This window comes from Kitasatospora sp. NPDC050463, assembly GCF_040655255.1.
GTDB lineage: Bacteria > Actinomycetota > Actinomycetes > Streptomycetales > Streptomycetaceae > Kitasatospora.
The window spans coordinates 1-26097 of sequence record NZ_JBFAJO010000029.1 but is presented as its reverse complement, the minus strand read 5'-3'; the positions used below and the strand labels follow the sequence as shown (position 1 = coordinate 26097).

General features: G+C 71.1%; 25 protein-coding genes and 1 riboswitch. Of the genes, 14 read left to right on the top strand and 11 right to left on the bottom strand.

Annotated features, from left to right (window positions below):
• The first annotated feature begins 198 nt into the window (after window positions 1–198).
• Window positions 199–606, top strand: a complete 408-nt coding sequence (locus AB0J08_RS19645; protein WP_360635322.1) for a sugar dehydrogenase complex small subunit — start codon at window positions 199–201, stop codon at window positions 604–606.
• A gap of 22 nt (window positions 607–628) precedes the next feature.
• Window positions 629–2320: a GMC family oxidoreductase gene (locus AB0J08_RS19640; RefSeq protein ID WP_360635319.1), complete on the top strand. Its 1692-nt coding sequence runs from the start codon at window positions 629–631 to the stop codon at window positions 2318–2320.
• Window positions 2321–2354: 34 nt separating this feature from the next.
• Here the strand turns inward: AB0J08_RS19640 and AB0J08_RS19635 are convergent, their stop codons facing one another.
• Window positions 2355–2969 (bottom strand): histidine phosphatase family protein, encoded by a 615-nt coding sequence (locus AB0J08_RS19635; protein WP_360635316.1) that lies wholly within the window; start codon window positions 2967–2969, stop codon window positions 2355–2357.
• A 159-nt stretch (window positions 2970–3128) separates the two neighbouring features.
• Window positions 3129–3222: riboswitch (cobalamin riboswitch) on the top strand.
• 60 nt (window positions 3223–3282) lie between these two features.
• Here AB0J08_RS19635 and AB0J08_RS19630 point away from each other — a divergent pair.
• Together AB0J08_RS19630 and AB0J08_RS19625 are read left to right on the top strand one after the other, a co-directional pair.
• Window positions 3283–3507: a CbtB-domain containing protein gene (locus AB0J08_RS19630; RefSeq protein ID WP_360635313.1), complete on the top strand. Its 225-nt coding sequence runs from the start codon at window positions 3283–3285 to the stop codon at window positions 3505–3507.
• Window positions 3508–3524: 17 nt separating this feature from the next.
• Window positions 3525–4292 carry a CbtA family protein gene (locus AB0J08_RS19625; RefSeq protein ID WP_360635310.1) on the top strand — a complete coding sequence of 256 codons (768 nt, stop codon included), beginning with the start codon at window positions 3525–3527 and terminating at the stop codon, window positions 4290–4292.
• Between the two features lie 158 nt (window positions 4293–4450).
• On the opposite strand, the gene AB0J08_RS19620 is transcribed toward AB0J08_RS19625, so the two are convergent.
• On the bottom strand, window positions 4451–5476 hold the full coding sequence (locus tag AB0J08_RS19620) for a hemolysin family protein (protein ID WP_360635307.1): 1026 nt from the start codon (window positions 5474–5476) through the stop codon (window positions 4451–4453).
• On the bottom strand, window positions 5473–6870 hold the full coding sequence (locus AB0J08_RS19615; protein WP_360635304.1) for a hemolysin family protein: 1398 nt from the start codon (window positions 6868–6870) through the stop codon (window positions 5473–5475). The genes AB0J08_RS19620 and AB0J08_RS19615 overlap by 4 nt, the downstream gene beginning before the upstream one ends.
• A 361-nt stretch (window positions 6871–7231) precedes the next feature.
• Here AB0J08_RS19615 and AB0J08_RS19610 point away from each other — a divergent pair, with 361 nt between their 5' ends.
• Window positions 7232–8593, top strand: a complete 1362-nt coding sequence (locus AB0J08_RS19610) for an MFS transporter (RefSeq protein WP_360635498.1) — start codon at window positions 7232–7234, stop codon at window positions 8591–8593.
• Window positions 8594–8630: 37 nt separating this feature from the next.
• Here the strand turns inward: AB0J08_RS19610 and AB0J08_RS19605 are convergent, their stop codons facing one another.
• Window positions 8631–9425, bottom strand: coding sequence for a metal-dependent hydrolase (locus tag AB0J08_RS19605; protein ID WP_360635301.1), 795 nt, complete (start codon window positions 9423–9425; stop codon window positions 8631–8633).
• A 296-nt stretch (window positions 9426–9721) separates the two neighbouring features.
• The gene (locus AB0J08_RS19600) at window positions 9722–10378 is read right to left on the bottom strand and encodes a TetR family transcriptional regulator (protein WP_360635298.1); all 657 of its coding nucleotides are present in this window, start codon (window positions 10376–10378) and stop codon (window positions 9722–9724) included.
• Window positions 10379–10458: 80 nt separating this feature from the next.
• Between AB0J08_RS19600 and AB0J08_RS19595 the strand changes: the two genes are divergently transcribed.
• Entirely contained in the window at window positions 10459–11397 is a 939-nt protein-coding gene (locus AB0J08_RS19595) for an oxidoreductase (protein ID WP_360635295.1), read from the top strand.
• A gap of 382 nt (window positions 11398–11779) precedes the next feature.
• Window positions 11780–15337, top strand: coding sequence for a DNA polymerase III subunit alpha (gene dnaE, locus AB0J08_RS19590; RefSeq protein ID WP_360635292.1), 3558 nt, complete (start codon window positions 11780–11782; stop codon window positions 15335–15337).
• 166 nt (window positions 15338–15503) lie between these two features.
• Here the strand turns inward: dnaE and AB0J08_RS19585 are convergent, their stop codons facing one another.
• Window positions 15504–15923 carry a helix-turn-helix domain-containing protein gene (locus tag AB0J08_RS19585; protein WP_360635289.1) on the bottom strand — a complete coding sequence of 140 codons (420 nt, stop codon included), beginning with the start codon at window positions 15921–15923 and terminating at the stop codon, window positions 15504–15506.
• Window positions 15924–16028: 105 nt separating this feature from the next.
• Between AB0J08_RS19585 and AB0J08_RS19580 the strand changes: the two genes are divergently transcribed.
• On the top strand, window positions 16029–16973 hold the full coding sequence (locus tag AB0J08_RS19580; RefSeq protein ID WP_360635286.1) for an NADP-dependent oxidoreductase: 945 nt from the start codon (window positions 16029–16031) through the stop codon (window positions 16971–16973).
• A 128-nt stretch (window positions 16974–17101) separates the two neighbouring features.
• On the opposite strand, the gene AB0J08_RS19575 is transcribed toward AB0J08_RS19580, so the two are convergent.
• Window positions 17102–17503: a hypothetical protein gene (locus tag AB0J08_RS19575; protein ID WP_360635283.1), complete on the bottom strand. Its 402-nt coding sequence runs from the start codon at window positions 17501–17503 to the stop codon at window positions 17102–17104.
• A gap of 10 nt (window positions 17504–17513) precedes the next feature.
• Window positions 17514–18086, bottom strand: a complete 573-nt coding sequence (locus AB0J08_RS19570; protein WP_360635280.1) for an IS3 family transposase — start codon at window positions 18084–18086, stop codon at window positions 17514–17516.
• A 25-nt stretch (window positions 18087–18111) separates the two neighbouring features.
• On the opposite strand from AB0J08_RS19570, the gene AB0J08_RS19565 reads away from it, so the two are divergent.
• From AB0J08_RS19565 to AB0J08_RS19550, 4 genes are all read left to right on the top strand, one after another.
• A complete protein-coding gene (locus AB0J08_RS19565; protein WP_360635277.1) occupies window positions 18112–18660 on the top strand; it encodes a hypothetical protein in 549 nt (182 codons plus the stop codon).
• A gap of 340 nt (window positions 18661–19000) precedes the next feature.
• Window positions 19001–19219 (top strand): hypothetical protein, encoded by a 219-nt coding sequence (locus tag AB0J08_RS19560; RefSeq protein WP_360635274.1) that lies wholly within the window; start codon window positions 19001–19003, stop codon window positions 19217–19219.
• Window positions 19220–19241: 22 nt separating this feature from the next.
• A complete protein-coding gene (locus tag AB0J08_RS19555) occupies window positions 19242–19532 on the top strand; it encodes a hypothetical protein (RefSeq protein WP_360635271.1) in 291 nt (96 codons plus the stop codon).
• A gap of 243 nt (window positions 19533–19775) precedes the next feature.
• On the top strand, window positions 19776–20756 hold the full coding sequence (locus tag AB0J08_RS19550) for a hypothetical protein (RefSeq protein WP_360635268.1): 981 nt from the start codon (window positions 19776–19778) through the stop codon (window positions 20754–20756).
• A 360-nt stretch (window positions 20757–21116) separates the two neighbouring features.
• Here the strand turns inward: AB0J08_RS19550 and AB0J08_RS19545 are convergent, their stop codons facing one another.
• From AB0J08_RS19545 to AB0J08_RS19535, 3 genes are all read right to left on the bottom strand, one after another.
• A complete protein-coding gene (locus tag AB0J08_RS19545; RefSeq protein WP_360635265.1) occupies window positions 21117–22013 on the bottom strand; it encodes an SDR family NAD(P)-dependent oxidoreductase in 897 nt (298 codons plus the stop codon).
• 215 nt (window positions 22014–22228) lie between these two features.
• On the bottom strand, window positions 22229–22600 hold the full coding sequence (locus tag AB0J08_RS19540; RefSeq protein ID WP_360635262.1) for a hypothetical protein: 372 nt from the start codon (window positions 22598–22600) through the stop codon (window positions 22229–22231).
• Between the two features lie 149 nt (window positions 22601–22749).
• Window positions 22750–23466 (bottom strand): FCD domain-containing protein, encoded by a 717-nt coding sequence (locus tag AB0J08_RS19535; protein WP_360635259.1) that lies wholly within the window; start codon window positions 23464–23466, stop codon window positions 22750–22752.
• Window positions 23467–23892: 426 nt separating this feature from the next.
• On the opposite strand from AB0J08_RS19535, the gene AB0J08_RS19530 reads away from it, so the two are divergent.
• Both AB0J08_RS19530 and AB0J08_RS19525 read left to right on the top strand, forming a co-directional pair.
• The gene (locus AB0J08_RS19530; RefSeq protein WP_360635256.1) at window positions 23893–24669 is read left to right on the top strand and encodes a TnsA-like heteromeric transposase endonuclease subunit; all 777 of its coding nucleotides are present in this window, start codon (window positions 23893–23895) and stop codon (window positions 24667–24669) included.
• Complete coding sequence (locus AB0J08_RS19525; RefSeq protein WP_360635254.1) at window positions 24635–26026, top strand: hypothetical protein; 1392 nt, start codon at window positions 24635–24637, stop codon at window positions 26024–26026. Before AB0J08_RS19530 ends, AB0J08_RS19525 begins: the two co-directional genes overlap by 35 nt.
• Window positions 26027–26097 lie beyond the last annotated feature (71 nt).

The following is a 26097-nucleotide window of genomic DNA, read 5'->3' as shown; positions in this document are numbered from 1 at the left end:
GCACCGTCGGACGTCATCGGGCAGCAGTCGCACCCGTGCCGCCCGGCACCAGGACCCACGCGTGCGGTCCGTCGGCCGTCGGCTCCGGCCAGGCCCTCCCGTACGCCGTCCGGAGCAACGACCGCACCGTCATCACCACCACGACCCACCCCCGCGAGGCACCTCGCCGGGCGGTGACCGGGGAGAGGCCACCCGACCATGATCGACAGCACCGACTTCCGCACACTCTCCGAACACCTCACCGGCGAGCCCGCCCTCGACGGCCCGCTCGCCGACGCCTTCCGGCAGCGGCTGGAGCGGGCCTACCCCGCCGACCTCGGCCGGCTCGTCACCGCGTGGCAGCAGGCCGCCTCCTCCCCCGATCCCGGCGCGCAGCTCAAGGCCGCCCTCGACGGAGACACCGCCCTGGCGCGGGCGGCCCGCGCCACCGTCATCGTCTGGTACACCGGGCAGTTCCTTCGCCCGGACGGCAGCACGGACGGCCCCGAGACCCCCGAGCAGTACCGGTCCGGCCTGGTCTGGAAGGTGATCCAGGCCCATCCCGGGTCCGCCGCCCCCACGCCCCCCGCGCCGAGCGGGTACGGCTACTGGACCGAACACCCCTGACCGAGCGGAGGAACCCACCGCCATGGACTTCGACTACGACCTCGTCATCGTCGGCGCCGGCGTCGCCGGGGCACTCACCGCCTGGCAGGTCAAGACCGCCCGGCCCGAGGCCCGCGTCCTGATCCTCGACGCCGGCGACAACCCCGTCACCAGCATCCAACGAGCCAGGTTCGTCGACAGCTACCAGCTCTCCCCGACCAAGGGCGTGCCCTCGCCGTACGCCGCACTGCCCAACAACGCGCTCGGCGTCGCCGCCTCCTCGGACGGCGTGGGCGATCCGGTCACCATGAACCGCTACTACGTGGAGAACGGGCCGGACCTCTTCAAGAGCGGCTTCCAGCGGATGACCGGCGGCAGCACCTGGGCCTGGCGCGGCAACTGCCCGCGCTTCCTGGAGAGCGACTTCCGGCTCGGCAGCCGGTACGGGCGCGGCGTGGACTGGCCGTTCGACTACGCCGAGCTGGAGCCGTTCTACGTCCGGGCCGAGGCCGAACTCGGGGTCTCCGGCAACGGCACCGAATGGGCCCCGTACACCCCGCGCAGCGCGGAGTTCCCGATGCCCGGCATCGCGCCCAGCTACGGCGACGAGCGGGTCCGCGCCGCGCTGCACGGCATCGCGCCCATCGACGGCGTCCGGGTCACGCCGATCACCACGCCGCAGGCCCGCAACTCCGAGGACTACCAGGGTCGCGTCGCCTGCCAGGGCCACTCCAGCTGTCTGCCGATCTGCCCCTCGGGGGCCAAGTACGACGCCGGGCACCACCTCCGGCGGGCCGACAAGCTCGGCGTCGAACTCCGCACCGCCTCGGTGGTCACCAGGCTGATCCGGCGCCAGGGCGGCACCCCGATCGTCGCGTTCAAGGACTGGAACACGGCCGACCGGATCGAGCAGAGGGTCACCGCCCGACAGGTGGTGCTGGCGCTGAACGCCGTCGAGACGCCGAAGCTCTGGCTCGTCTCCGGTCTCGACAACACCAGCGACCAGGTCGGCCGCAACCTCATGGACCACCCCACCGAGGAGGTGGTCGGACTCTTCCCCGAGCCGCTGTTCCCGTTCCGGGGCCCGCAGACCATCCTCGGCATCGAGGACTTCCGCGACGGGCCGTTCCGGAGGAACAACGGGGCCTTCCGGCTGACCGTCGGCAACGACGGCTGGGGGCGCACCGAGTCCCCGGAGGCCGCGGTCGACCGGCTCCTCTGGGACGGCGCAGGCGGACGGATCCTGCGCACCGGCAGCGAACTCCAGCAGGCCGTGAACCACCGCGTCACCCGCATGCTGCGGTTCAGCTACGCCACCGAGCAGCTGCCGAACCCGGCCAACCGGGTCACCCTCTCCGACGAGCGGGACAGCCTCGACCAGCCCCGGCCCAAGCTCAGCTACCAGCTGGACGACTACTCCAGGCGGGCGCTCGCCTACGGGCACAGCGTCGCCCGCAGGCTCTGGCAGCACATCGAGTCGACCATCGGCGCCGAGGAGGTGGGTCCGCTGCAGCCGAGCCTGGCGTACAAGGGGTCGGGCCATGTGATCGGCACCATGCGGATGGGCACCGAGCGGTTCACCTCGGTGGTCGACGAGGCCGGGCAGTCCCACGACCACCCCGGCGTGTGGGTCGTCGGCGCCTCCGTCTTCCCCACCGGCGGCACCGCCAATCCGACCCTCACGCTGGCCGCCGTCACCCTGCGCACCGCGGACCGGGTGGCCGCCGCCCTGTGAGCCCGGGCGGGCCCGGGCTCACCCCGGGCCGGCCTCACCCCGGGCCGGCGCCGCCGTCCGCGTCCGCCCCGCCGCCGTCCGGAACCGGACCGAGGCCGGCGCCCAGGCGGACGTTCCACCGGCCGAGCCGCCCGCTGAGCTCGGTGGCCGTCAGCGGCGGGACGTCGAGCCGCCAGAAGGCCGTCGCCGGACTCCCCAACGCATGGACCACCGCCGCCCGGACGAGTTCCGGCTCCACCACCGCCACCACGCGCCCGCCGCCACCGGCCAGCGCGTCCAGCCACCCGGCGGCGCGCTCGCACAGCCCGGCCAGCGACTCCCCTCCGGGCGGCGCGGCGGCCGGGTCGGCGAGCCACGCGGCCACCGCGTCCGGCTGCTCGGCGGCCACCTCGTCGAGCGTCCTGCCGCGCCACGCGCCCATCGCCCAGCCGACCGGCGCCTCGCCCGAGGCGGTGAGGCCGAGGGCCTGTGCGGTCTGCCGACAGCGGAGCGACGGCGACACCAGGACGTGACCGGAGAGCGGCAGGGTGCCCGCCGCCGACCGCGCGGCGTCGAGTCCACGGGCGTCCAGGCCCGATCCGTCGTCGAACCGTGCCGTCCGCAGCGCCGTACCGGGCGCCGGTGAGATCAACATCACCCGTACCGTCATCCTGGAACCCCTTCGTCCACCACCCGCCCCGCGTAGGCGCGAACCCGCCCGCCGTCGCTCCCGCCCCGGCGGACGGGTTCGCGCCCCCGGCTTCGGCGCACGCCCTTGGCCGCTCGCCCGCCAGGCGGTACGGTCGCGGGCGTTGTGACGACGGTGCGAGGAAGCCGGTGAGACTCCGGTACGGTCGCGCCACTGTATGCCGCCCGGCACCGTACCCCCAGACCAGGGCGTGCGGGCCGACGGTGAGTCAGACCCCGAGCCGTCGTCTGTGCTCCATCGATTGGGACGCGAGTTTCCCCAAGGAGGTTCAGCCATGGCTTCGTCCATCGCCACCCCGCTCTCCCCCGCCACCGGTGAGGCTCCGGCCCCCATCCCCGTGCGGGCCGTCCTGCCCTGGGCGGCGTTCTTCGGCATCCTGATGCTGGTGCTGCTCTACTTCGTCGGCGCCGAACAGGGCGCCACCTCCCTCATCTCCGGCGAGAACGTCCACGAGTGGGTCCACGACGGACGCCACCTGCTCGGCTTCCCCTGCCACTGAGACGAGGAAGCACCGGCGTGAACTCCACCACCGTCAGATCCCTGCTGGTGCGCGGCATGCTGGCCGGCCTCGTGGCCGGCCTGCTCGCGCTCCTGACCGCCTACTTCCTCGGCGAGTCCCACGTGGACTCCGCCATCGCCTTCGAGGAGGCACACTCCGCCCACCACGGCATGGACATGGAGCCGGAGCTCGTCAGCCGGTCCCTGCAGTCCACCGCGGGCCTGGCGACCGGGATCCTCCTGTTCGCCGTCGCCATGGGCGGGGTCGCCTCGCTCGCCTTTTGTTTCGCCCTCGGCCGGATCGGGCGCTTCGGCGCCCGCGCCACCGCGATCGTCCTGTCGCTCGGCGCGCTGGTGACCGTCTACCTCGTGCCGTTCGTCAAGTACCCGGCCAACCCGCCGTCCGTCGGGGACCCCGACACCATCGGGAAGCGCACCGTCCTGTACTTCCTGATGCTGCTGCTCGCGGTGCTCCTCGCGGTGGCCGCCGTGATCGTCGGCAAGCGCCTGGTGCCGCGGCTCGGCACCTGGTACGCGGCCGTCGCGGCGGGGGCCGGCTTCGTGCTGGCAGTCGGCCTGGCCTACGCCCTGCTGCCCGCCGTCGACGAAGTCCCCGAGGAGTTCCCCGCCACCCTGCTGTGGCAGTTCCGCCTCGCGGCCCTCGCCATCCAGCTGGTGCTGTGGACCTCCTTCGGCCTCGTCTTCGGCGAGCTCGCCGAGCGCGTGCTGAAGCCCCGGCCCGCCACCGCCCAGGCGCCCGCCCGGGCCACCGCGGCCGTCCAGTAGGCCGCGCCGAATCCGACACACCACACCGTCCGGCACACCACAGCAGCACCGCGGAGTCGCCGGACACCCGACAGCCCGCCCCGGTTCCGACCGGGGCGGGCTGTCGTCGTTCGGGCCACCGGGGGCGGGCGGGCCTTCCCCACCCGCCCCCGGCCCCGCTACTGCCGCGCGGGGGCCGGGCGGACCAGCTCCTTGAGGACGTCCTCCATGGTGACCAGGCCGGAGGCGGTGCCGTCGGCGGCGATCGCGGCGGCCAGGTGGGTGCCGGAGCGGCGCATGGCGGTCAGCACGTCGTCCAGGGGGGTCGACTCGGGGACGCGGGCGATCGGGCGCAGCGCGCGGGCCGGGAAGGGCCGGTCGCGGGCGCCGTCCTGTTCGAGCGCGTCCTTGATGTGCAGGTAGCCGAGCACCGTCCGGTCCGCGTCCAGCACGGGGAAGCGGGAGAACCCCGTCCGGGCGGCGAGCTGCTCCAGCTCGACGGGCGTGGCACCGGGGCCGGCGAAGACGATCTCCTCGCGCGGGGTGACGACCTCCGAGACCGGACGGGAGCCCAGTTCGAGTGCGTCCCGCAGGAGTTCGGTGTCGCGGTCGCTGAGCAGCTCGGCGTCGGACGAGTCCTTGACCATGCGGGCCAGCTCCTCCTCGGTGAACACCGAGGCCACCTCGTCCTTGGGCTCGACCTTCAGCAGACGCAGGATGCGGTTGGCCAGGGCGTTGATGGAGAAGGCGATCGGCCGCACCGCGCGCGTCACCCCGACCAGCGGCGGCACCAGCAGGTAGGCGGCCTTCTCCGGCGCAGCCAGGGCGATGTTCTTGGGGATCATCTCGCCCAGCAGCATGTGCAGGTAGGTCGCCACGGTCAGCGCGACGACGAACGCGATCGTGTGGATCAGCGCGTCCGGGACGCCGACGCCGTGCAATGGCGGCTCCAGCAGGTGGGCGATCGCCGGTTCGGCGACCGCGCCGAGCACCAGCGAGGAGACGGTGATGCCGAGCTGGGCGGTGGCCAGCATCGCCGAGACGTGCTCCAGCCCCCAGATCACCGTGCGAGCACGCCGGTCGCCGGCCTCCGCGCGGGGTTCGATCTGGCTGCGCCGCACCGAGATGAGGGCGAACTCGCCGCCGACGAAGAAGGCGTTGGTCACCAGGGTGAGCAGTCCGATGACGAGCTGGACGGCGGTCATCGGTTCTCCTCCGGGCGACGTCCGGTGCCACTGGTCGGGCCGCCGGTCGGGCCGCTGGTCGGACCGGAGTCCGCCGGGGCGTCGGCGTCGGGTGCCGGCCCGGAGATCCGGACACGTTCGGCGACGTGGTGCGCGACGGCCGTGACGTGGAGGGTCCAGCCGTCGGTCTCGACGATGTCGCCGGGGACGGGGATGCGGCCGAGACGCTCGGCGATCAGCCCGGCGAGGGTCTCGTACGGCCCCTCGGTACCGGGCAGTCCGACGGCGTCGAGCTGGTCGGTGCGGGTGATGCCGTCGGCGTCCCAGCGGTGGCGGCCGTCCCGGCCCTCGCCGAGGTCGATGAGGTCGGGCAGTTCGGCGGGATCGTGCTCGTCGACGACCTCGCCGACGACCTCCTCGACGATGTCCTCCAGGGTGGCGATGCCGGCGGTGCCGCCGTACTCGTCGATGACCACCGCCATGGTCTCCTCGCCGCGGAGCAGGTCCAGCAGGCGGTCGACGGTGAGCGTCTCGGGCACCAGCAGCGGCTCGGTCATCAGGTTCGCCACCGGGTGCAGATGCCGCCGGTCGGCGGGGACGGTGAGCGCGTCCTTGATGTGGACCGCACCGACGACCTGGTCGAGGTTGGTGCGGTAGACCGGGAAGCGGGACAGGCCGGTGGCCCGGGTGAGGTTGGCGACGTCGGCCGCCGTGGCGTGCTCCTCCAGGGCCCGGACGTCGACCCTGGGGGTCATCACGTTCTCCGCCGTCAGTTCGCGCAGGTTGAGCGAGCGGACGAAGAGTTCGGCGGTGTCGGGCTCTATCGCACCCGCGCGGGCGGAGTGCCGGGCGAGCGCGACCAGCTCCTGGGGCGTCCGGGCCGAGGCGAGGTGCTCGGCGGGCTCCAGGCCCAGCCGCCGCACCACGTGGTTCGCGGAGTTGTTGAGGTGCCCGATCAGCGGCGAGAACGCGGCCGAGAAGTAGTACTGCGGCGCGGCCACCACCTTCGCCACGGCGAGCGGGCGCGAGATGGCCCAGTTCTTGGGCACCAGCTCGCCCGCGACCATCAGCACGACGGTGGACAGCAGGACCCCGAGCAGGACCCCGACGGTGTTCACCACGCCGCTCGGCAGGCCCAGGGCCTCCAGCGGGCCGTGCAGCAGCGCGGCCACCGACGGCTGGGCGACCATGCCGATCACCAGGCTGGTGATGGTGATGCCCAGCTGGGCGCCGGACAGCTGGAAGGTGAGGCGCCGGGCGGCCTTCAGCGCGGTCGCGGCGCCGCGCTCACCGGCCTCGGCGGCGCGTTCGAGGGCACCCCGCTCGACGGTGGTCAGGGAGAACTCCGCCGCGACGAAGACCGCGCACGCGGCGGTGAGCACCAGCGCGAGGAGCAGCAGCAGGACGTTGGTCACCGTGCCACCCCCGCCCCGGTGGATGAGGTCGTCCGGGCGGGAACAGCACGGTGAGAACTGGGAGGTTCGTCCATCGCGGGGACCGCGACTCCTTCACTGCGAAGAGGGTGGTCGGTTCGGCGGCGGCCTGGTCGGGAGACCGGGCGCCGGCTCTACAGGAGTGTAAAGGGTTGGCAAATCAGAGTGTCGTAAGGGCCGCCTCCGGGCGTCGCGGCGCCCGCCTGCCCGCCTGCCCGCCTGCCCGCCTGCCCGCCTGCCCGCCTGCCCGCCTGCCCGCCTGCCCGCAATCATGTGCACAGGTACGCACATGTTGGCTACGATGTCGGTGTACCCGCACGACGCCGACCCGGGGACGGACCGTATGCCGGCCATCCTGCGCAATCGCACCTACCGCCACCTGTTCACCGCCCAGATCGTCGCCCTGGTCGGCACCGGTCTGGCCACCGTGGCGCTCGGCCTGCTCGCCTACGACCTCGCCGGTGACCACGCCTCGGCCGTCCTCGGCACCGCCCTGGCGATCAAGATGGTCGCGTACGTCACGATCGCTCCGCTCGCCGGCGTCCTGGCGGACCGGATTCCGCGCCGGGCCCTGATGGTGGCCATGGACCTCAGCCGGGCGACCGTCGCACTCAGCCTGCCGTTCGTCACCCAGGTCTGGCAGGTCTACGCCCTGGTCTTCCTCCTCCAGGCCGCCTCCGCCGCGTTCACGCCGACCTTCCAGGCCACGATCCCGGAGGTGCTGCCCGCCGAGCGCGACTACACCCGGGCGCTGTCGCTGTCCCGGCTGGCCTACGACCTGGAGAGCCTGTTCAGCCCCGCGCTCGCCGCCGGGCTGCTGGCCGTGGTCTCCGCCGACTGGCTGTTCGTCGGCACCGCCGCCGGCTTCCTCGCCTCCGCGGCCCTCGTGCTCTCCGCCGTGCTGCCCAAGCCGGTGCCCGTCGAGCGCGCCGGCGGCGTCTACGCCAAGGCCGGCTTCGGCGCCCGCCTGTTCTGGGCGACCCCCCGCCTGCGGGCCCTGCTCGCCCTGGACCTCGGCGTCGCCGCCGCCGGGGCCATCGTCTTCGTCAACACCGTCGTCCTGGTCCGCGAGCACTTCCACCGGCCCGCCGGAGCCCTCTCCCTCGCACTCGGCGCGTACGGCGCGGGCTCCATCCTGGCCGCCCTCCTGCTGCCGCGTCTGCTCGGGCGGATCGGCGACCGCGCCGTGATGCTCCCGGCCGCGTTCGCCCTGCCCGTGGTCCTGGCGGCCGTGGCCGCCGTCACCGCCACCGCCCCGAGCGCCTGGTCCTGGGGCGCGGTGCTGACCGCCTGGGCCGCGATCGGCGCCGCCTGCTCGGCGGTCCTCACGCCGGGCGGCCGCGTGCTGCGCCGCTCCGCGGCCGACGCCGACCTGCCGGCCGCCTTCGCCGCGCAGTTCTCCCTCTCCCACTCCTGCTGGCTGCTGACCTACCCGCTGGCGGGCTGGCTGGCCGCCGGCGCCGGGCTGCCGGCCACCGCCGGGGCACTCGGCGCCGTCGCACTCGCCGCCGCGGCGGCCGCCACCGCACTCTGGCCCGCGCGCGACGCGGACGAACTCGACCACGTCCACGCCGACCTGCCGCCGGACCACCCCCACCTCAGCAACGCCCGCCCGGCCGCCGGCGGCTGGCGGCACGGCCACCACTTCGTCATCGACCAGCACCACCGGCGCTGGCCGGCACACGGCAACGTCCGGCCCGGATAGGACCGGACCGGACGAGCCGGAGCGCGGCGGCGCCGAGTCAGCCGATGTAGCCGAGCGCCCCCAGCGCGCAGACCCCGCCCAGGCCCATGAAGACCGGCGTGAGCACCTTGATCTCGACCCAGCTGCCCGCCCGGAACCGCAGGCCCTTCGGCGGCCCGACCGGGTACCAGCGCTTGCGCCCGATCGGGATCGGCCAGAACACCGGGCAGCCCGACACGGTCAGCGCGTCACCCAGACAGTGCACCAGCGAGCCGAGCGCGATCGGCACGCCGATCCACAGGTACTGCTGCCCGGGCTGGTCGAACAGCCACTGCGAACCGTTCCCCGGCTTGTCCAGGACGTCCGCCAGCACCCAGGCGCTGGTCGCCCCGAGCAGCCAGACCAGCACGTCGCTGGAGACCCGGGCATGGCGCCACAGCAACCCCTCGATCGCCAGCACCATGTGCACGAAGAGCACGGCCAGCACCCCCCAGCGGCCGCCGTACGACGCCACCGCGGCGGCTCCGGCGCCGCACAGCACTGCCCAGAGCCAGGTGTGGGTCAGCGTCCGGTGCCCGCCCGAGCGGCGCGGATCGCCCTTCTTCCGGGTCGACCGGTAGGCCGCGTACGAGAGCTTGTCGATCACCTCGCAGAGCGTGCGCGACACCGGCCCGAAGGCCCTGGATATCGTCGCCGCCTTGTGGTCGAGGTCCGGCGCGAGCGCGGCCCCCGCACAGATCAGCGTCCCCGCCAGCAGCACCGGCCAGGGCATCGGCTCGCCCAGCCCCGCCGCGAGCGCCCCCGCACCCAACCACGCCGCCGCGCCCGACAGCGCGTGCGCCGGTCCCATCATGAGCTGGCTCCCGTCCTCGTTCCCACCCGCCCTCCACGAGGACGTGACGGTGCAGCAGCCTAGCCGTCCATGATCCACTGCTTCGCCGGGGCCGGACGGGACGCCCTCCCCGCCCGATCCGCGCCGCTGCGCCGAGCGGCGGGGCGGCCGGGCTTCGGGCAGCTCGGCGACGGCGGACCCGGCGGCGTCGGGCTCGGCGACGAACCCGCCGACAGACCTCCGGCGGACCGCCGGCCAGGGCGGGCGCGCCAAGCGCCGGCAGGCCCGGGCGCCCCCGACCTACGGCCCGGGGCCCGTCAGGCGGACGGAGCCGTGCGCTCCGGCGGGGCCGTGCGCTCCGGCGGGGCCGTGGCCGCGTCGAGCGCCGGGGCGATGACGGCGAAGGCCCGTTCGGTCAGCTCGACGGGATCCTCGACACCGTCGCTGTCGCTCCACCGCTGCAGCACCGCGTCGAAGGCCGCCAGTGCCGTCCCGGCCGCCAGCTGCGGGTACAGATCGACCGCGGGATCGATGTCCAGGCGGCGCGCCAGCTCCGCGGACAGCTCCTCTCGCCACTGCACCTGACGCTCCAGGAAGCGTGCGAGCAGGGCCGGGGTCCGCAGGATCAGCTGGACCACGCGCAGAGCCCGGTCGGCGTGGTCACCGCAAGCCGCGGCGGGGACGGAGACGGCGTGCAGCAGCGCCACGGAGGGCGGCTCCCCGACGGGTCGGGCCGCCAGCTCCTGCTGGATGCCCGAGCCCAGGTCGGCGAGGAACTGGACGACCACGTCCTCCTTGGACGCGAAGTACCGGAAGAAGGTCCGCTTCGAGACACCCGCCGTCGTCGCGATGTCGTCGATGGTGACCGCGTCGAAGCCCTGCGACGCCAGTAGCTGGAGCGCGGCCTCGGTCAGCTCGTTCGAGACGAGCCGGCGCTTGCGCTGGGCCATGGTGACGTCCGGGCGGGAACTCATCGGGCCATGGTAACCCCCTGCCTCGGATGGCACTCGGGAGCATGTTGACACCGAGTGACACCAGCGGCAGCATGTGCCGCATGACAGCGCATCAGCAGTGGACGGCCGAGCAGATCCCGGACCAGACCGGGCGGGTGTTCCTCGTCACCGGCGCGAACAGCGGCCTCGGCCTGGCGACCACCCGGGCACTCACCGCCCGGGGCGCCCGGGTGATCCTCGCGGTCCGGGACGTGGCGAAGGGCCGCCGGGCCGCCGCCGGGATCACCCACGAGCAGCCGGGGGCCCAGGTCGAGGTGGGCCACCTCGACCTGGCCGACCTCGACTCCGTCCGGGCCTTCGCCCACCAGGTCCGCGCCGACCACCCGAGGCTCGACGTCCTGGTCAACAACGCCGGCGTGATGGCACCGCCACGATCGCTGAGCGCGCAGGGCCACGAGCTCCAGTTCGCCTGCAACCACCTCGGCCACTTCGCACTCACCGGCCTGCTGCTCGACCGGCTGAGCGTCGGACGCGACCCCCGCGTCGTCACGGTGAGCTCGCTCAACCACCGGAGGGGGCGCCTTCGCTTCGACGACCTCGACGGCGAGCGGGGCTACTCGCCGATGGCCTTCTACAACCAGTCCAAGTTCGCGAACGCCGTCTTCGGCCGGGAACTCCACCGGCGGCTGACCGCGGCGGGCAGCCCGGTGCGCAGCCTGCTCGCCCACCCCGGGTACACCGCCACCAACCTGCAGACCGGTTCGCCGATCGGCCTGTGGCGGGTGCTCCTCGGCCGGATCGGCAACCCGCTGCTGGCCCAGACGCCGGCCCGCGGCGCGTTGCCGCAGCTGTACGCGGCGACCGGCCCGGTGGCGGAGGGCGGCGCGTTCATCGGGCCGGACGGCCCGGCCGAACTGCGCGGCGGGCCGACGCCGGTTCCGCTGTCCCCCGCGGCGGCCGATGCCGAGACCGGCCGCCGTCTGTGGGAGGTGTCGGAACGGCTGACCGGTGTGCGCTACCCGGATCCCGCCTCGGCCTGACCGGCCGACTCGGACCACCGACCGGAGGAGCCGTTCCGAACGATCGGCGGGTCGGCGAGCCCGAACGATCGGCCGGTCGGCGAGTCCGGGCGATCGGCGGGTCGGCGCCGGATCGGGCGCGGGCGGCCGGACGGGCGAACGGGCGAACGGGCGCTGTCAAGGACCGGGGCCGCGACACGCCGCCGGCGCTGGTCCCTCCCGCCGACCCGCTAGCCTGGACGGCTTAGCCCGCACTGCCCGCCCCACCGGCATCCTGCACCACACTCCGCCCCGAGCCCGACCCGCACCGCCTCGCGTCCCGACCGAAGCGCCCCAGCACCGAAGCGCCCCGCACCGCCCTGCGCCGCCCGCCCCGCACCGCCCCGACAAGGAGCCCACTTCCGTGTCCGACACGTTCACGCACCTGCACGTCCACACCGAGTACTCGATGCTGGACGGAGCGGCGAAGAACGGAAAGCTCTTCGCGGAGGCCGAGCGGCAGGGCATGCCGGCCATCGCGATGAGCGACCACGGCAACATGTTCGGCGCGTACGAGTTCTTCCACGCCGCCGCCAAGACCGGCGTGAAGCCGATCATCGGCATCGAGGCCTACGTCGCCCCGTCCTCGCGCTTCCACAAGAAGCAGGTGTTCTGGTCCCCCGGCGGCCAGCGCCCGGCGAACGCCGACGGCGAGGGCGGCAAGGACGTCTCGGGCGGCGGCCGCTACACCCACATGACCATGTGGGCGCAGAACGCGACCGGGCTGCGGAACCTCTTCAAGCTCTCCTCGCTCGCGTCGATGGAGGGCTACTACATGAAGCCCCGCATGGACCGCGAGCTGATCGCGGCCAACGCGACCGGCATCATCGCCACCACCGGCTGCCCCTCGGGCGAGGTGCAGACCCGGCTGCGGCTCGGGCAGTACGACGAGGCCGTCAAGGCCGCCGGCGCCTACCAGGACATCTTCGGCAAGGAGAACTACTTCCTGGAGCTGATGGACCACGGCCTGTCCATCGAGCGGGACGTCCGCGAGGACCTGCTGCGCCTGGCCAAGGACCTGAACATCCCGCTGCTGGCGACCAACGACTCGCACTACGTCACCGCCGACCAGGCGGACGCCCACGACAGCCTCCTCTGCGTCGGCGTGGGCAAGAACAAGGACGACCCGAACCGGTTCAAGTTCCAGGGCACCGGCTACTACATCAAGACCGCCGAGGAGATGCGCGAGCTGTTCCGCGAACTCCCGGAGGCCTGTGACAACACGCTGGCGATCGCCGAGCGGGTCGAGTCGTACGACGAGGTCTTCACCTACGTCGACCGGATGCCGCAGTTCGACGTCCCCGAGGGCGAGAGCCAGGCGTCGTTCCTGCGCAAGAAGATCGCCGCCGGGCTGCAGCTCCGGTACGGCGACAACCCGAGCCAGGAGGTGCTGGACCGGATCGAGCTGGAGATGGGCGTGATCACCCCGATGGGGTTCGACGCCTACTTCCTCGTGGTCGCCGACATCTGCCAGTACGCCCGGGACAACGGCATCCCGGTCGGTCCGGGCCGAGGCTCGGCGGCCGGCTCGATGGTCTCCTACCTGACCCGGATCACCGAGCTGGACCCGCTGGAGCACGACCTGCTGTTCGAGCGGTTCCTGAACCCCGAGCGCATCAACCCCCCGGACGTCGACATCGACTTCGACGACCGCCAGCGCGACCAGATGGTGCGCTACGTCACCGACAAGTACGGCTCCGCCTACACCGCGCAGGTCAACACCTTCGGCACGATCAAGGCCAAGGCCGCCGTCAAGGACGCCAACCGCATCCTCGGCTACCCCTTCGCCATGGGCGACCGGATCACCAAGGCGATGCCGCCGGACGTCATGGGCAAGGGCGTCCCGCTGGCGGACCTCTTCAACGAGAAGCACCCGCGGTACAACGAGGGCACCGAGATCCGCTCGCTGTACCAGAACGAGCCCGACGTCAAGAAGATCATCGACACCGGCCTGGGCATCGAGGGCCTGATCCGCGGCACCGGCGTGCACGCCGCCGCCGTCATCCTCTCCTCCACCCCGCTGCTCGACCTGATCCCGCTGCACATGCGGGACAAGGACGGCGTGATCATCACCGGCTTCGACTACCCGTCGTGCGAAGCCATGGGCCTGATCAAGATGGACTTCCTGGGTCTGCGGAACCTGGGCATCATCGATCACTGCATCAAGATCGTCAAGGCCAACCGGGGCGTGGACGTCGACATCGAGAAGATCGCGCTCGACGACCCCACCACCTACCAACTGCTCGCCCGGGGCGACACCCTGGGCGTGTTCCAGCTCGACGGCGGCCCCATGCGCGCCCTGCTCAAGCTGATGAAGCCGACCGAGTTCGCCGACATCTCCGCCGTCTCGGCGCTGTACCGGCCGGGCCCGATGGGCATGAACTCGCACACCAACTACGCCCTGCGCAAGAACGCCCAGCAGGAGATCGTCCCGATCCACCCCGAGCTGGAGGAACCCCTCAAGGAGGTCCTCGGCCCCACCTACGGTCTGATCGTCTACCAGGAGCAGGTCCAGCGAGCCGCGCAGGTGCTGGCCGGCTACAGCCTCGGCCAAGCCGACCTGCTGCGCCGCGCGATGGGCAAGAAGAAGAAGGAGGTGCTGGAGAAGGAGTTCGTCCCCTTCCACGCGGGCTGCAAGGAGCGCGGCTACTCCGACGAGGCCATCCAGGCCGTCTGGGACGTCCTGGTCCCGTTCGCCGGCTACGCCTTCAACAAGTCGCACTCCGCCGCCTACGGCTTGGTCTCCTACCAGACCGCCTACCTCAAGGCCAACTACCCCGCCGAGTACATGGCGGCGCTGCTCACCTCGGTGGCGGACGACAAGGACAAGATGGCGGTCTACCTCGCCGAGTGCCGCCAGATGGGCATCAAGATCCTCTCGCCCGACGTCAACGAGTCCGTGGTCGACTTCACCGCCGTCGGCAGCGACGTCCGGTTCGGCCTGAAGGCCGTCCGCAACGTCGGTGTGCCGGTCATCGAGTCGCTGGTCAGGACCCGAAAGGAGAAGGGCAAGTACACCTCCTTCCCGGACTTCCTGGACAAGGTCGAGCTGGTGGTGTGCAACAAGCGGACCGTCGACTCGCTGATCAAGGCGGGCGCGTTCGACTCCCTCGGGCACACCCGCCTGTCGCTCAGCACCGTGCACGAAAGCGCGATCGACGCCGTCACCGGCCTGAAGAAGCAGCAGGCGATCGGTCAGGACGACCTGTTCGGCGCCCTGGACACCGGCGACGGCGACGGCCCGGCCATCGGGCTGGACTTCGAACTGACCGACCGGGAGTGGCCGCGCCGGCAACTGCTCAGCCTGGAGCGGGAGATGCTCGGCCTGTACGTCTCCAGCCACCCGCTGGACGGCGCCGAGCACATCCTCTCCCGCAACCGCGACACCTCCATCGCCGAACTCCTCGGCTCCGGCCGCACCGAGGGCGAGGTCCGCCTGGCCGGCCTGATCACCGCCGTCGACCGCCGGATCAACAAGGCCGGCAACGCCTGGGCCATCATCACCCTCGCCGACCGCGACGGCTCGGTCGAGGTGCTGTTCTTCCCCGCCACCTACAACCTGATGGCCGACCAGATGGTCGAGGACAACGTGATCTCGGCCCGGGGGCGGCTCAACGAGCGCGACGGCTCCCTGAGCATCTTCGGCCAGGAGATCACCACCCTCGACGTCTCCTCCGCCGAGCTCGGCACCAAGCCGCCGGTACAGATCACCGCACCGCTCGGCAAGATCACCCCGACGGTGGTGGGCGAACTGAAGCTCGCCCTCCAGGCCCACCCCGGCGACGTCCCGGTCCGGCTGCTGACCACCAACTGGGACAAGGACACCCTCTACGAGCTGGGCTTCCTGGTGAACCCCGACAACGGCCTCGCCTCGGACATCAAGACCCTGCTCGGCACCAACTCCTGGGCGGGCACGCTCTGACCGGCGGCTACTGAGCGGGCGTGCCCGCGCGCTCAGTAGCCCGGCTCGGCGCACCGGTTCGGCGCACCGGTTGACGGCCCCCGAGCGGACCCTGACCGACGGGGTGTAGCAGGCCGGCAGCGCGCGGCAGAGGTCACGCCTCGCCGCTCCGGCTGCCGTCACGGCGTCACGGCGTCACCGGCCGTGGTTCGGCGCGACGTTCGACGTCGAACGCCTCGCGGGCGGCGGCGATCTCCGGGACGTGCGCCACCGACCACTCCGCGATCGCCGTGGTCAGCCGTCCGGCCTCCACGCCCAGGTCGCTCAAGGCGTACTCCACACGCGGCGGAACGGTGGCGTAGACCGTGCGGCGGACCAGGCCGGCCCGTTCCAGCTCGCGCAGCGTCTGGGTCAGCATCTTCTGGGTGATGCCGCCGAGGAGGCGGCGCAGTTCGTTGAAGCGCAGCGGCCCGTCCTGCCGTCGCAAGGCCGCCAGGACGTACAGCGTCCACTTGTTGGCGAGCATCTCGACGACCGTGCGCGAGGGGCAGTCGCGGCGGTAGGTGGAAGCCCAGCGGTCGAGATCCTGTCCTGAGGTAGTACCCATGAGGTACCTAGGTATCAAACAGGTGCCTTCTATGCAATGGGTACCGTGGCCCACCAGGATGGGAGCCGCGATCAAGCGGTCGCAGTCCCATGAGGAGGGGTCCCCATGTCCAGCAGCATGCACGCGGTGAGCCAGCGGTCCTTCGGCGGCCCCGAGGTGCTCGCGCTCGTCGAGAGCGACCGGCCGAAGCCGGGGCCGGGCGAGGTCCTGGTGCGGGTCCACGCCGCCGGGGTCAATCCCGCCGACTGGAAGATCCGCTCCGGGAACGTGCGCAGGTTCGGCGAACCACCGTTCACGCTGGGGCTGGACCTGTCCGGTGTGGTCGAGGCCGTCGGCGCGGAGGTGAGCCGGTTCCGGCCCGGTGACGCGGTGTTCGGGAACGCCTTCCCACCGCACGGCGCCTACGCGCAGTACGCGGTCACGTCGGAGCGGTGGCTCGCCTCCGTTCCGCAGGGTCTGGACCATGTGCACGCCGCCGCGCTGCCGACCGTGGGCCTCACTGCCTGGCAGTCGCTCACGCGCGCCGTCTCACTGAGCGCGGGGCAGCGAGTCCTCATCCACGGGGCGGCCGGCGGGATCGGCCACCTGGCCGTGCAGATCGCCAAGGCGCGCGGTGCCTACGTGATCGGCACGGCCCGCGCAGGCAAGCACGCCTTCCTGTACGACCTGGGCGCCGACGAGGTCATCGACTACACGCAGGTCGACTTCTCCCAGGCCGTGCGGGACGTCGACGTCGTCCTGGACCCGATCGCCGACGACTACGGGCCCCGCTCCCTGACCGTTCTCGCGTCGGGCGGGTCACTCGTCGACGTGCGCGGCACCGGTCCCGACCGCAGCACCGTCCGCGAACAGGCCGCAGCACGCGGCCTGCGGTTCGTCGAGTTCGGCTTCACCCCGTCCGGGACCGATCTGGAGAGCATCGGCGAACTGGCAGAAGCCGGCGCCCTGCAGGTGTCGGTCGAGAAGGTGCTGCCGCTGCGCGAGGCGTCCGAGGCCCATCGACTCAGCGAGGGGGGCCGGGTCAAGGGCAAGGTCGTCCTCACCGTCTGACGCAGGCTCACGCCAGCGGCGTTCGCGGTCGCCCCGGTGGCAGCTGTGCCGGTTGCCCTGACTGGACAGGGGTTGGCCATTGTTCGTCCACCGGTTTCAGCAGCTGCTGCTTCACGGGCGGTTCCGACTCAGGAAGACGCCGGTTCATGGACCAGCATCCAGATGCCGCTGAGAACCAGGGCCAGGACGATCAAGCAGCCCAGACGGAACGCGAACAGGCCCCCGTACTCCGCCAGCCGACCGGCAGGAGTGTTGAGGCGCCAGACCGACGGGATGTCGACGCGGCCTTCGGCGATGGCCGTCGCGGCTCGCCGCGCATCCCCGGGGTGATAGTCGTAAAAGGTCAGTGCCGCCCCCCACGTGCCCCGGCTCTCCCCGCCGTACTGGCGAACGCGGACATCCGCGAGAGCGGCGACGCTCGGCAGCCAGTGCTCACGTACCCGCCACAGCTCGGAGACCTTGTCACTGCCCAGCCAGGGCTCCTCCTCGCGATCTGACTCAGGTGTTCCCGAATCCGGCGTTCGCGTCATGCTCCCCCTCTCATGCGGCACCCCCCAGTACACACCCGCTGCCCCGCATGCCGATAGTGAGCTTGCTCCGCTTTGACGGACACCGTTGGTGTGGTGGTGAGGCCGCGAGGACTGTCTCGTATTCGGCGGGACTGCGGTAGCCGAGGCTGCTGTGCAGCCTGCGTAGGTTGTACCGGGCTTCGATCCATTCGAAGATCGCGGTCCGTGCTGCGGCCCGACCGGGCCAGGGGCGGTCGCCGAGCAGCTCCCGTTCGAGGGTGGCGAAGAAGGACTCGGCGAGGGCGCTATCCCAGCACTGGCCGGCCCGGCCGACCGACGGCTGACCGCCGAACTCTTCTGCGAGAGCGGCGAATTCGCGGCTGGTGTATCGGCAGCCGCGATCGGAGTGGAAGATCACCGGCCCGGTCGGGCGGCGGGTGCGGCAGGCGGCCCGCAGGGCGTCGGCGACCAGTTCGGTCCGCAGGTGGTCGGCGGTGGCCCAGCCGACGACGCGGCGGGAGGCGATGTCGATGACGGTGGCGGTCGCTACCAGAAACGGACTTAACGTCCTCTGACAGCGGCAGGCGTGTGGTTGGGCTCCCATGAGCGCCGTCTAAGGTGTGGGAACTATGCAACTGGTCGAAATGGAGATAGCCCGGCAGGACTGGAAGAGCATGCTGTGCGGGTGCGGCGGCTCGGCAGAGCACCTGGCCCGGGATCTGCTGCAGCTTGCGGGTAGGGCGCCCGAGCGGGAACCGAGCCATGTCAGCCTCGAAGAGCATGTCTGGTCCCCGACAGTGCTGTGGGAGCCGGCTCCTGCGGTGACGTCCGTTGCTCTGGCGGCGCTCGCGGACGATGTCGCACCGACAGCTCGCAAGTGGTTCCTCGATCTCCTTCAGTGCATGGTGGCAGGCGAGGGCACGGACTGGGAGTCCGCCCGACGAGGACTCGATCTTCCGGAGCTGTGCCGAGACATCGTTGTGCAAGGTCTCTGGCTGCTCTATGAGGAGGTGATGTCGAATCGATCCCTCTGGGCTGGCATCGCGTTCGAGGTCCTCACGGTGGTCGAGCCCAACAAAGCTCGCCTGCAACGTGTTCGGGAGATCGCGGCCGATTGGTTGCCCGCGTGTTGCCGGACAGGTCTGTGCGACGACGACCTGCGCGACCTCGAACGCTGACTCGCTCGGTTCGGTCACGGTTGAACTGTCCGGCCGGCCGCCGGTGAGGGCGGCCAGCCGTCGCCGGGGGTGCGCGGGGGTCAGCTGGCCTTGGCGGGCACTTCGGCCCGCGCCTGCGTCGAGGCGAGCCTGTAGGAGTGCGGTGAGGCCGAGACACGTGCCCAGTTCGAGGCAGAGCCCGCCGCCTTCCGGTGGATCTTCTACCGCGCAGGCGAGCCGTGCTCGTGCGGGAGGTGACGGTCCAGCAGCAGCACCTCTATCAGCGTCCCCTCGGCGTCGCCGTGCTCCCTGATCACGTGTCGGCGACAGATGACATGATCCCGAGCAAGGAGGTGACGCCATGCGCATGGACGTGATGCGGTTCGCTGAACTGGCCGACCTGGCGGCCGAGCCCGCCGGACCGTCGCTACCGTGGGACCGGTCGCGCGAAGCGTGCGCCGCGGACTACCGCGAGTTCATCGACCAGTTCGGGCCCGGAGAGGTCCGCTCCGTAGCCATGGGCAGGCGCATCGCAGGATGGAGCGATCTTCCGTGTCTTCACGTCGAGGACCGTCGATGACCTTGGTCCGGTGTTCCGGGAAATGCGTAACGAGGACCCGACCCTGTGCCCGTACCCACTCCTGCCAGAGGCGGGGGGGCTGCTCAACTGGGGCGGCACCGTGCAAGGCGATCAGTTCTTCTGGCTCACCAGCGACCCAGACCCCATGGAGTGGCCGGTGGTGGCGTGGTTCCGAGGGAAGGACCTGAGGGACGCGTGGCGGCTGTACGACATGCGCTTCGTCGCCTTCCTCGTCCATGCCTTGTCGGGCAAAGACCAGGACATGGATGACCTGCTCAACTGGCCGAACGAGCCGATCTGGAAAAGGGGCTGACCAAGGGAGTTGCGGAGAGTGGTCGCCTCACAGAAGTTCGGAAGTTGACCCGAACTCGTGACCGAACCACTGGGATGGGCCCGAACCGGTATGCCGTAAGGACATAACGTAACCATTTGATTTCAGACAGTAATGATCCGATTTCCGGTCACACCCCTGACTTCAGCCACCGACCCCAGCCCGCTGACTCCACTCTGGTGCAGCCGCAGCCACCGAACCGGCCCGCGTATCCAGGGGGAGACCGTGACCCAGACCGGCCGCAACGTCGAGAAGATCCTCGACCAGGCCGCCCGACTACTCAACGACGCCACGAGCATCAAGGGCCTGATCGAGGCCCTGCCCGACCACGCCGAACAGCAAGCCCAGGCCGTGCTGGCGGAGCTGCGAGCGCACCGGGACCAGCTGATCGGTGTGATCAACAAGGAGCAGAGCGAGTCGGCCCGGTACCACCGGGAGTCCGGCGTCCAGCAGAAGCGGATCGAGGAACTCCTGGAGCAGCTCGGTGAGCTGCGGCTGCAGGTGGCAACCGGCTCACTCGTGCCGACCACCGCAGAATCACTCGTCGAGTACGAGCCAGTCGATCCGGCCCGGGCCGAGCACGTCATCGGCACACACGAGGACCAGCCCGCCGGCGACCCCCCGGAGAGCATCGACTCCTTCGCCGGCCCGGAAACCACCGTGCCGTCCGTCCCCAGCATCGAGGAGAACCAGAACGTGGCCGAGCCCACCGTCCCCAACCCCGCCGTCGCGCGTCCCGATGCGGACCGGCTGCTCGGCGGCACGACGGACCTGATCCCGGCTGTCTTCGCATGGTCCGCGCACGTCGCCACCCTGCGCAAGGCCGGGGCGATCCACACCCTGGTCGTCGAGTGCCACCCGCACACCTGGGACTTCCTCAACGAGCAGGTGCGCAGCGTCGTCGCGGGCAGCGCCTCGCACTTCAACACCCCGGAGGAGCGGTCCCGGGAGTGGGACCGTCCGAACCCGGAGAAGCCGTTCACCACGGACTTGTCGGGGCGCTCCACCGTCGCGTTGCTCAACGCCCTCCACGCTGCCGTGCACCGCGGCGTCGAGCAGCCCCGGGACATCGAGACCTGGTCCCTGGCAGTCACCGTCTACGAGCGCATCGCGGAAGTGGTGGCCACCACCCGTCCGCGCGGCGACCAGGACGCGGAGCTCGGCAGCGGCCCACGAGTCGTCCTCGACGACCGCACCAGCGGTTGACCTGGGTACGTGAACACGCCAGTGCGCTGATGGCCGGGCCCCCGCTTCGACGGAAGTGGGGCCCGGCCATTTCGTTCTGTGGGGCGATCGCGCTCCGGCCCGGCTTTTCTGCGGACGCGGGGGTGGCCGTCAGGCGCTCTGGCGAGCGCTCAGGGCGCCGTTCCTACCAGTTATGCCACCACCGATCCGCGTAGCCGCAGTCGAATTGGACGGCCACAGTGTCATTGGCGAAGCCCCGGCCGACCAGGCACTTTCCGCTGTGATCGTTCACGGCATGACCGTGCGCCCACAGAACAGTTTGCGGCGGGTCGTCCGCTCGCCGGGCTCGTGATCCTGAGGCAGGCTCACGAGGCATCGGACTCACGTCGGCTGGACGCCGGGACCGCCGTGAAGGGGCGCCAGCTGTCGGCTGAGCCTGAGGACGTTGTCGATGACCTTGGGGTCGGTGGTTGCGCGGAAGGCGGGAACGGGGTGGGCCTGAGGGCCGATGAGCAGGCCGGTCTTCCCGTCGAGCGAGGCATCGGTGGCGGCGAGGACGGACGGCCGGGCGGCAACGGAGGCGGGGCCGGCGGTGGAGCGTTCGAAGGTCCGGCGTACCAGCGGCCACAGCAGGCGCAGTCCCGGGGAGACGATCTCCGGTGAGGTCATGGTGCCGTCGGTCATGTCGGTGGCGGCGCCGCCGGGGTCGGCCGCGAAGACCGTGATGCCGGTGCCGCGCAGGCGCTCGGCCAGGTACAGGGTGTAGGCGAGGTTGGCGAGCTTGGCGCGGCCGTACCAGTGGAAGCCGTAGTAGCCGCCCGGTGGTTCGACGGCGTCGAAGGTGCGCTTGGCGACCTTGATCGCGCCGGAGGTGACGTTGACGATCCGGCTCGGTCCGCCGGCTCGGAGCTGGTCGAGCAGCAGCTCGGTCAGGAGGTACGGCGAGAGGTGGTTGACGGCGAACGACGCCTCGATTCCGTCGACCGTCTGCTGCCGCTGCGCGAACATCGCGCCGACGTTGTTGACCAGCACTGTCAGCGGCCCCTCGTCCGCCAGTTGCGCGGCGAGCGCTCGTACCTGGTCGAGCGACGCGAGGTCGGCTGCCACGAACCGCGGAGCGGTTCCGGTGGCGACCGCCGTGATCCGCTCGATGGCGCTCGCACCGCGCTCCGCGTCGCGACCGACCACGGTCACGGCGAGCCCGCGCGCCGCAAGTCCCATCGCGGTTTCGAGGCCGATGCCTCCGGTCCCCGCCGTCACCACTGCCCGTTGGTCCACAGGTCTGCCCTCCGCGTTCCGCATTTATTCGGATAGCTATCCGCTTCAACGAGGGCACGCTAGCACAACCGGATAGTCATCCGTTTATTGCTGGGCGAGACGAACCGACCGACCCCTCGGGACCGGTCGGCGGACGCCGGGGGGCGTGCTGCCGTCAGCGCGGAGGGCGCAGCCCCTCAAGAAGCACGTCCGGGTAAAGCCCGCGGCGCGCAGGGTCACAGTCGCGGAGGGCACGGCATGCTCGACGCCGCAGAGGAGGCGGCGCACGTCGTCCGCCCGAAGCCGCCCCGGCTGGGGCCGACCAGACGTGCGCGGTCCAGCAGCTCCGCGACGGCGCGGTCCAGCTCCGCCTTCATCTGCGAGGTCTGCGCCTCGGCATCGCTTGCGGACCCCGGCACGGACGCGAACCCCACCAGCGTCTTCTCGCTGGGAGGGACCTCGATGTGCGTCTCCGCCGCCAGCAACTCCTGGCGGCGATCGTGGAGTTCGGTGCGGCCGGAGTAGGTGAACTTGCCGACGGCGGAGGCGTGGGAGAAGTGGACGACGTACAGGTCGTCCTGCAGTCCGGAGGTCTTGCCCCCCTGCATCCGTGCTCGTACAGCCGGCCGCGAGCACGCTGACCGGTCGACGCTGGCGGCATACGGGGTAGGTCAGTCCAGGACAAGGCCATCGCGCACCTCTCACTCAACGAGCATGTCGACTCGGAGAGTTGCGCGATGGCTCCTTTATGACAGGGTTACGCCGAGTTCCCCGCTGCACCACTCGGCGGGACGCCATCGTCGGGCAGGTAGCCGCGCAACCACTTCTCGGTGTGGGCGGCGTGGGCGGCAGCCGCGGTGGCCGCGGCGACCGGGTCCCGGTTGGCGATGGCTTCGGCGATCACGCGGTGGTCGTCGTCGCTGGCGCGCTTGATCCGGACGCCTTCGGGGAGGTCGTAGACCTGGTAGTTGTGGCTACGGGGGCGGAAGACCTCAAGCATGGCCTCCAGGGCGGGGTTGCCGCTGGCCCTGGCGATCTCGGCGTGAAACCGCTGGTTGGGGGCGAAGGTCGCGGCCGGGTCGCTGGTGGCCTCCATCTCCTCGATGCAGGCGTAGAGAGTCCGGATGCCTGATTCGGTCATCCGGGCGGCAGCCTGGGCTGCGGCGTGCGATTCCAGGACGCGCCGGATCTCGTACAGCTCCAGCAGGCCGGTCAGCGGCAGCAGGTCGACGGTGAGCGAGAGGCTCCCGATGATGTCCTCCGACCGCAGCTGGGAGACGTAGGTCCCGGAACCGTGCCGCGGCTCGATGACGCGCAGGGCGGCGAGCATGCGGATCGCCTCGCGCAGCGACCCGCGGGAGACGTCGAGCTCGTCGCAGAGCTCGGATTCGGGCGGCATACGCTGCCCGGCGACCAGCCGCTCAGTGGCGATCATGTGCCGGAGGCCGTGGAGGGCCCGGTCGACTGCGGACACTGTGCTGTCCCTTCCGGTGGACTGTCCCCACCCTACCGAGTCATCTGACTTCTCCCTGAAGATCGGCAAAGTCATTAGACAACATAACTGACAGTAGCCACCTTCTCTTGTGTCACTCTGCGAACAAGTCCAAGGTACTGAGAAGTAATTGGCTCCCAGCCCTTGCCGCGCCACAGCACTGCATGTGAGCATTCCCCGCAAGTCATCGGACAACTCTCGGATGATGACCGATGATTTCGAATTGGAGACCTACGTGAATGTCCGGTCTCTGTGAAGGTGAACCAGTCTCGGTCGTTCTGCACCAAATGACCGCGTGTCTCAGTCGACCTCGGCCAACTTCTGATCTGTCTCGGTCTTCCTGACCTGGAGCTCGTGCTCGCCCCCTACGGTCGTAATGCCAGGTCAGCGCCGAGCAGGGGGTGGCTGGTGGAGGCGGAGGATTTCTGCCTGGAGTACGTCGATGCGCACGGGAAGCCGCACCGGGGGCCGCTTGAGGTGACGTGGTCGGCCCGGTTCGAGGACGGGATGCCCGTACGCGGCTTGTCGTCGTTCAAGGGGCAGCGCAACTTCACCGGCTGGTACTGGGCGGCAACAGGCGCCGTGCACGTCGGCTTTGAATCCTGGGTGGAGCGGGATCACCTGATGCGGCTGGACTTTGATCCGCAGGTGTCCGCGATGGTGTCGCAGCCGTTCCGGTTGTCGTGGCGGGTGGAAGGCCGCCGGCGTCGGGTCGAGCACACGCCGGACTACTTCGTGCGGCGCACGGATGGCAGCGGGCTGGTGATCGACGTTCGCCCGGACGAGCGGATCGAACCTGAGGACGTGGCGAAGTTCGCGGCGACGGCGGTGGCCTGCGCCCGGGTGGGCTGGGACTTCCAGCGGTGCGGCGTCATGGGTCCGGTGCTGATGGCGAATCTGCGCTGGTTGAGCGGTTACCGGCATCCGCGGGTCATGCGCGAGTCCGTCGCGGATCGGCTGAGGGCCGCGTTCGCCGTCGAACGCGGCCTGCTGGAAGGTGCCCAAGTGGTCGGAGATCCCGTGGCCGTCCTGCCGGTGCTCTACCACCTCCTTTGGCGCCAGGAGCTGGCGGTCGAGCTGGAGACCACGCTGCTGTCGGCGGCCTCGTCGGTGAGGCCGGGCCGCACTGTCCGGGAGGTGGTGACAAGCGATGGTGTCCCGTCCGCAGCTGCTGTCGGTTGGTGACCGGGTCCGTTTCGACGGCCGCGAGCACACGGTCGCCGCGCTGTCGGGCACCTCGGTGCGGCTGGTCAACGACGGTCAGGTCGCGAGCGTGGTCCTGCTGCCGCATCTGCTGGCCTCGGACGGATTCACGGTGCTCAGCACCGGGCCGACGCGTCCTTTGTTGCCCGCCGCTGATGCGCTGGACGGGCTGCCGAAAGCGGCGGTCGAGAGAGCCGAGTGGTGGCAGCGGCACCTGGTCGAGATGCTGACCGGACATCAGGGAGGCGATCCGCGCGGGCCGGTCCGCGCGGAGTACGACCCGGCCATGCGCTCGCTGCGGCAGCGTGAGCTGACCAAGCTCACCGAACTCCTGGCCGCCGGCGAGGAGGTGGCTTTGAGCACCCTGCGCCGGATGCGCTCGCGGTTCGAGCGCGAGGGGGTGGCCGGTTTGGTGGACGGCCGGCTTCGCAAGCCGTCCACGGGGACCGGGCGGGCCGATCCCCGGGTGGTGGCCGCGATCGAGAAGGTGGTGGCCGGACAGACGGAGCGGTCCACGGTCTCCGGGCAGGTGCTGCGGCGCCGGGTCGAGCGGGCGATCGTGGCGGAGCACGGCGACGGGACGGTCCCGATGCCCTCGCGGGCGACGTTCTACCGGTTGCTGGAGGCGGTTTCGACGGGTCGGCACACCCTCGGTTCGGCCCGCACCCGCCGTTCGCTGGCCAAGCGGCCGGAGCGGGTGTTCGGCCAGCTGACCGCCGCACGTCCGGGGGAGGTGATGGAGATCGACTCCACGCCGCTGGACGTACTGGTCGTCCACGACGACGGCGAGGTGGACACCTGCGAGCTGACAGGACTGGTGGACCTGGCCACCAGGACGCTGGCCGCCGTGGTGCTGCGGCCTTCGACCAAGGCGGTGGACGCCGCGCTGCTGCTGGCACGGGCGATGACGCCGGAGCCGATGCGGCCCGGGTGGGCGGACGCTCTGCGGATGTCGCGCTCGGTGCTGCCGCACTCCTCGTTGCTTCCGCTGGACGAGCGCCTGGCCAAGGCCGCGGCGGTCCCGGTGATCGTGCCAGAGACAGTGGTCAGCGACCACGGGAAGGCGTTCCTCTCCGACACCTTCCGCCAGGCATGCCGGTCACTCGGGATCTCGTTCCAGCTCGCCCACCCCGACACCCCGACCGACCGTCCCCACATCGAACGCACCCTCGGCTCGGTGGCGACGATGTTCGCCCAGTACGTCGCCGGCCACAAGGGCCGCTGCGTCGAGATGCGCGGCAAGGACCCCGCAGCCGAGGCCGTGTGGTCCATCCACGCGCTCCAGGACATGCTCCAGGAGTGGGTTGCCAAAATCTTTACCGACCGCAGGAGCTCGTGAACCGGCTCTGAACTGCGACGATACATAGACTACATGTTCGCGACGGTGAGTTGGGGGCGTTGTTGTCGCTC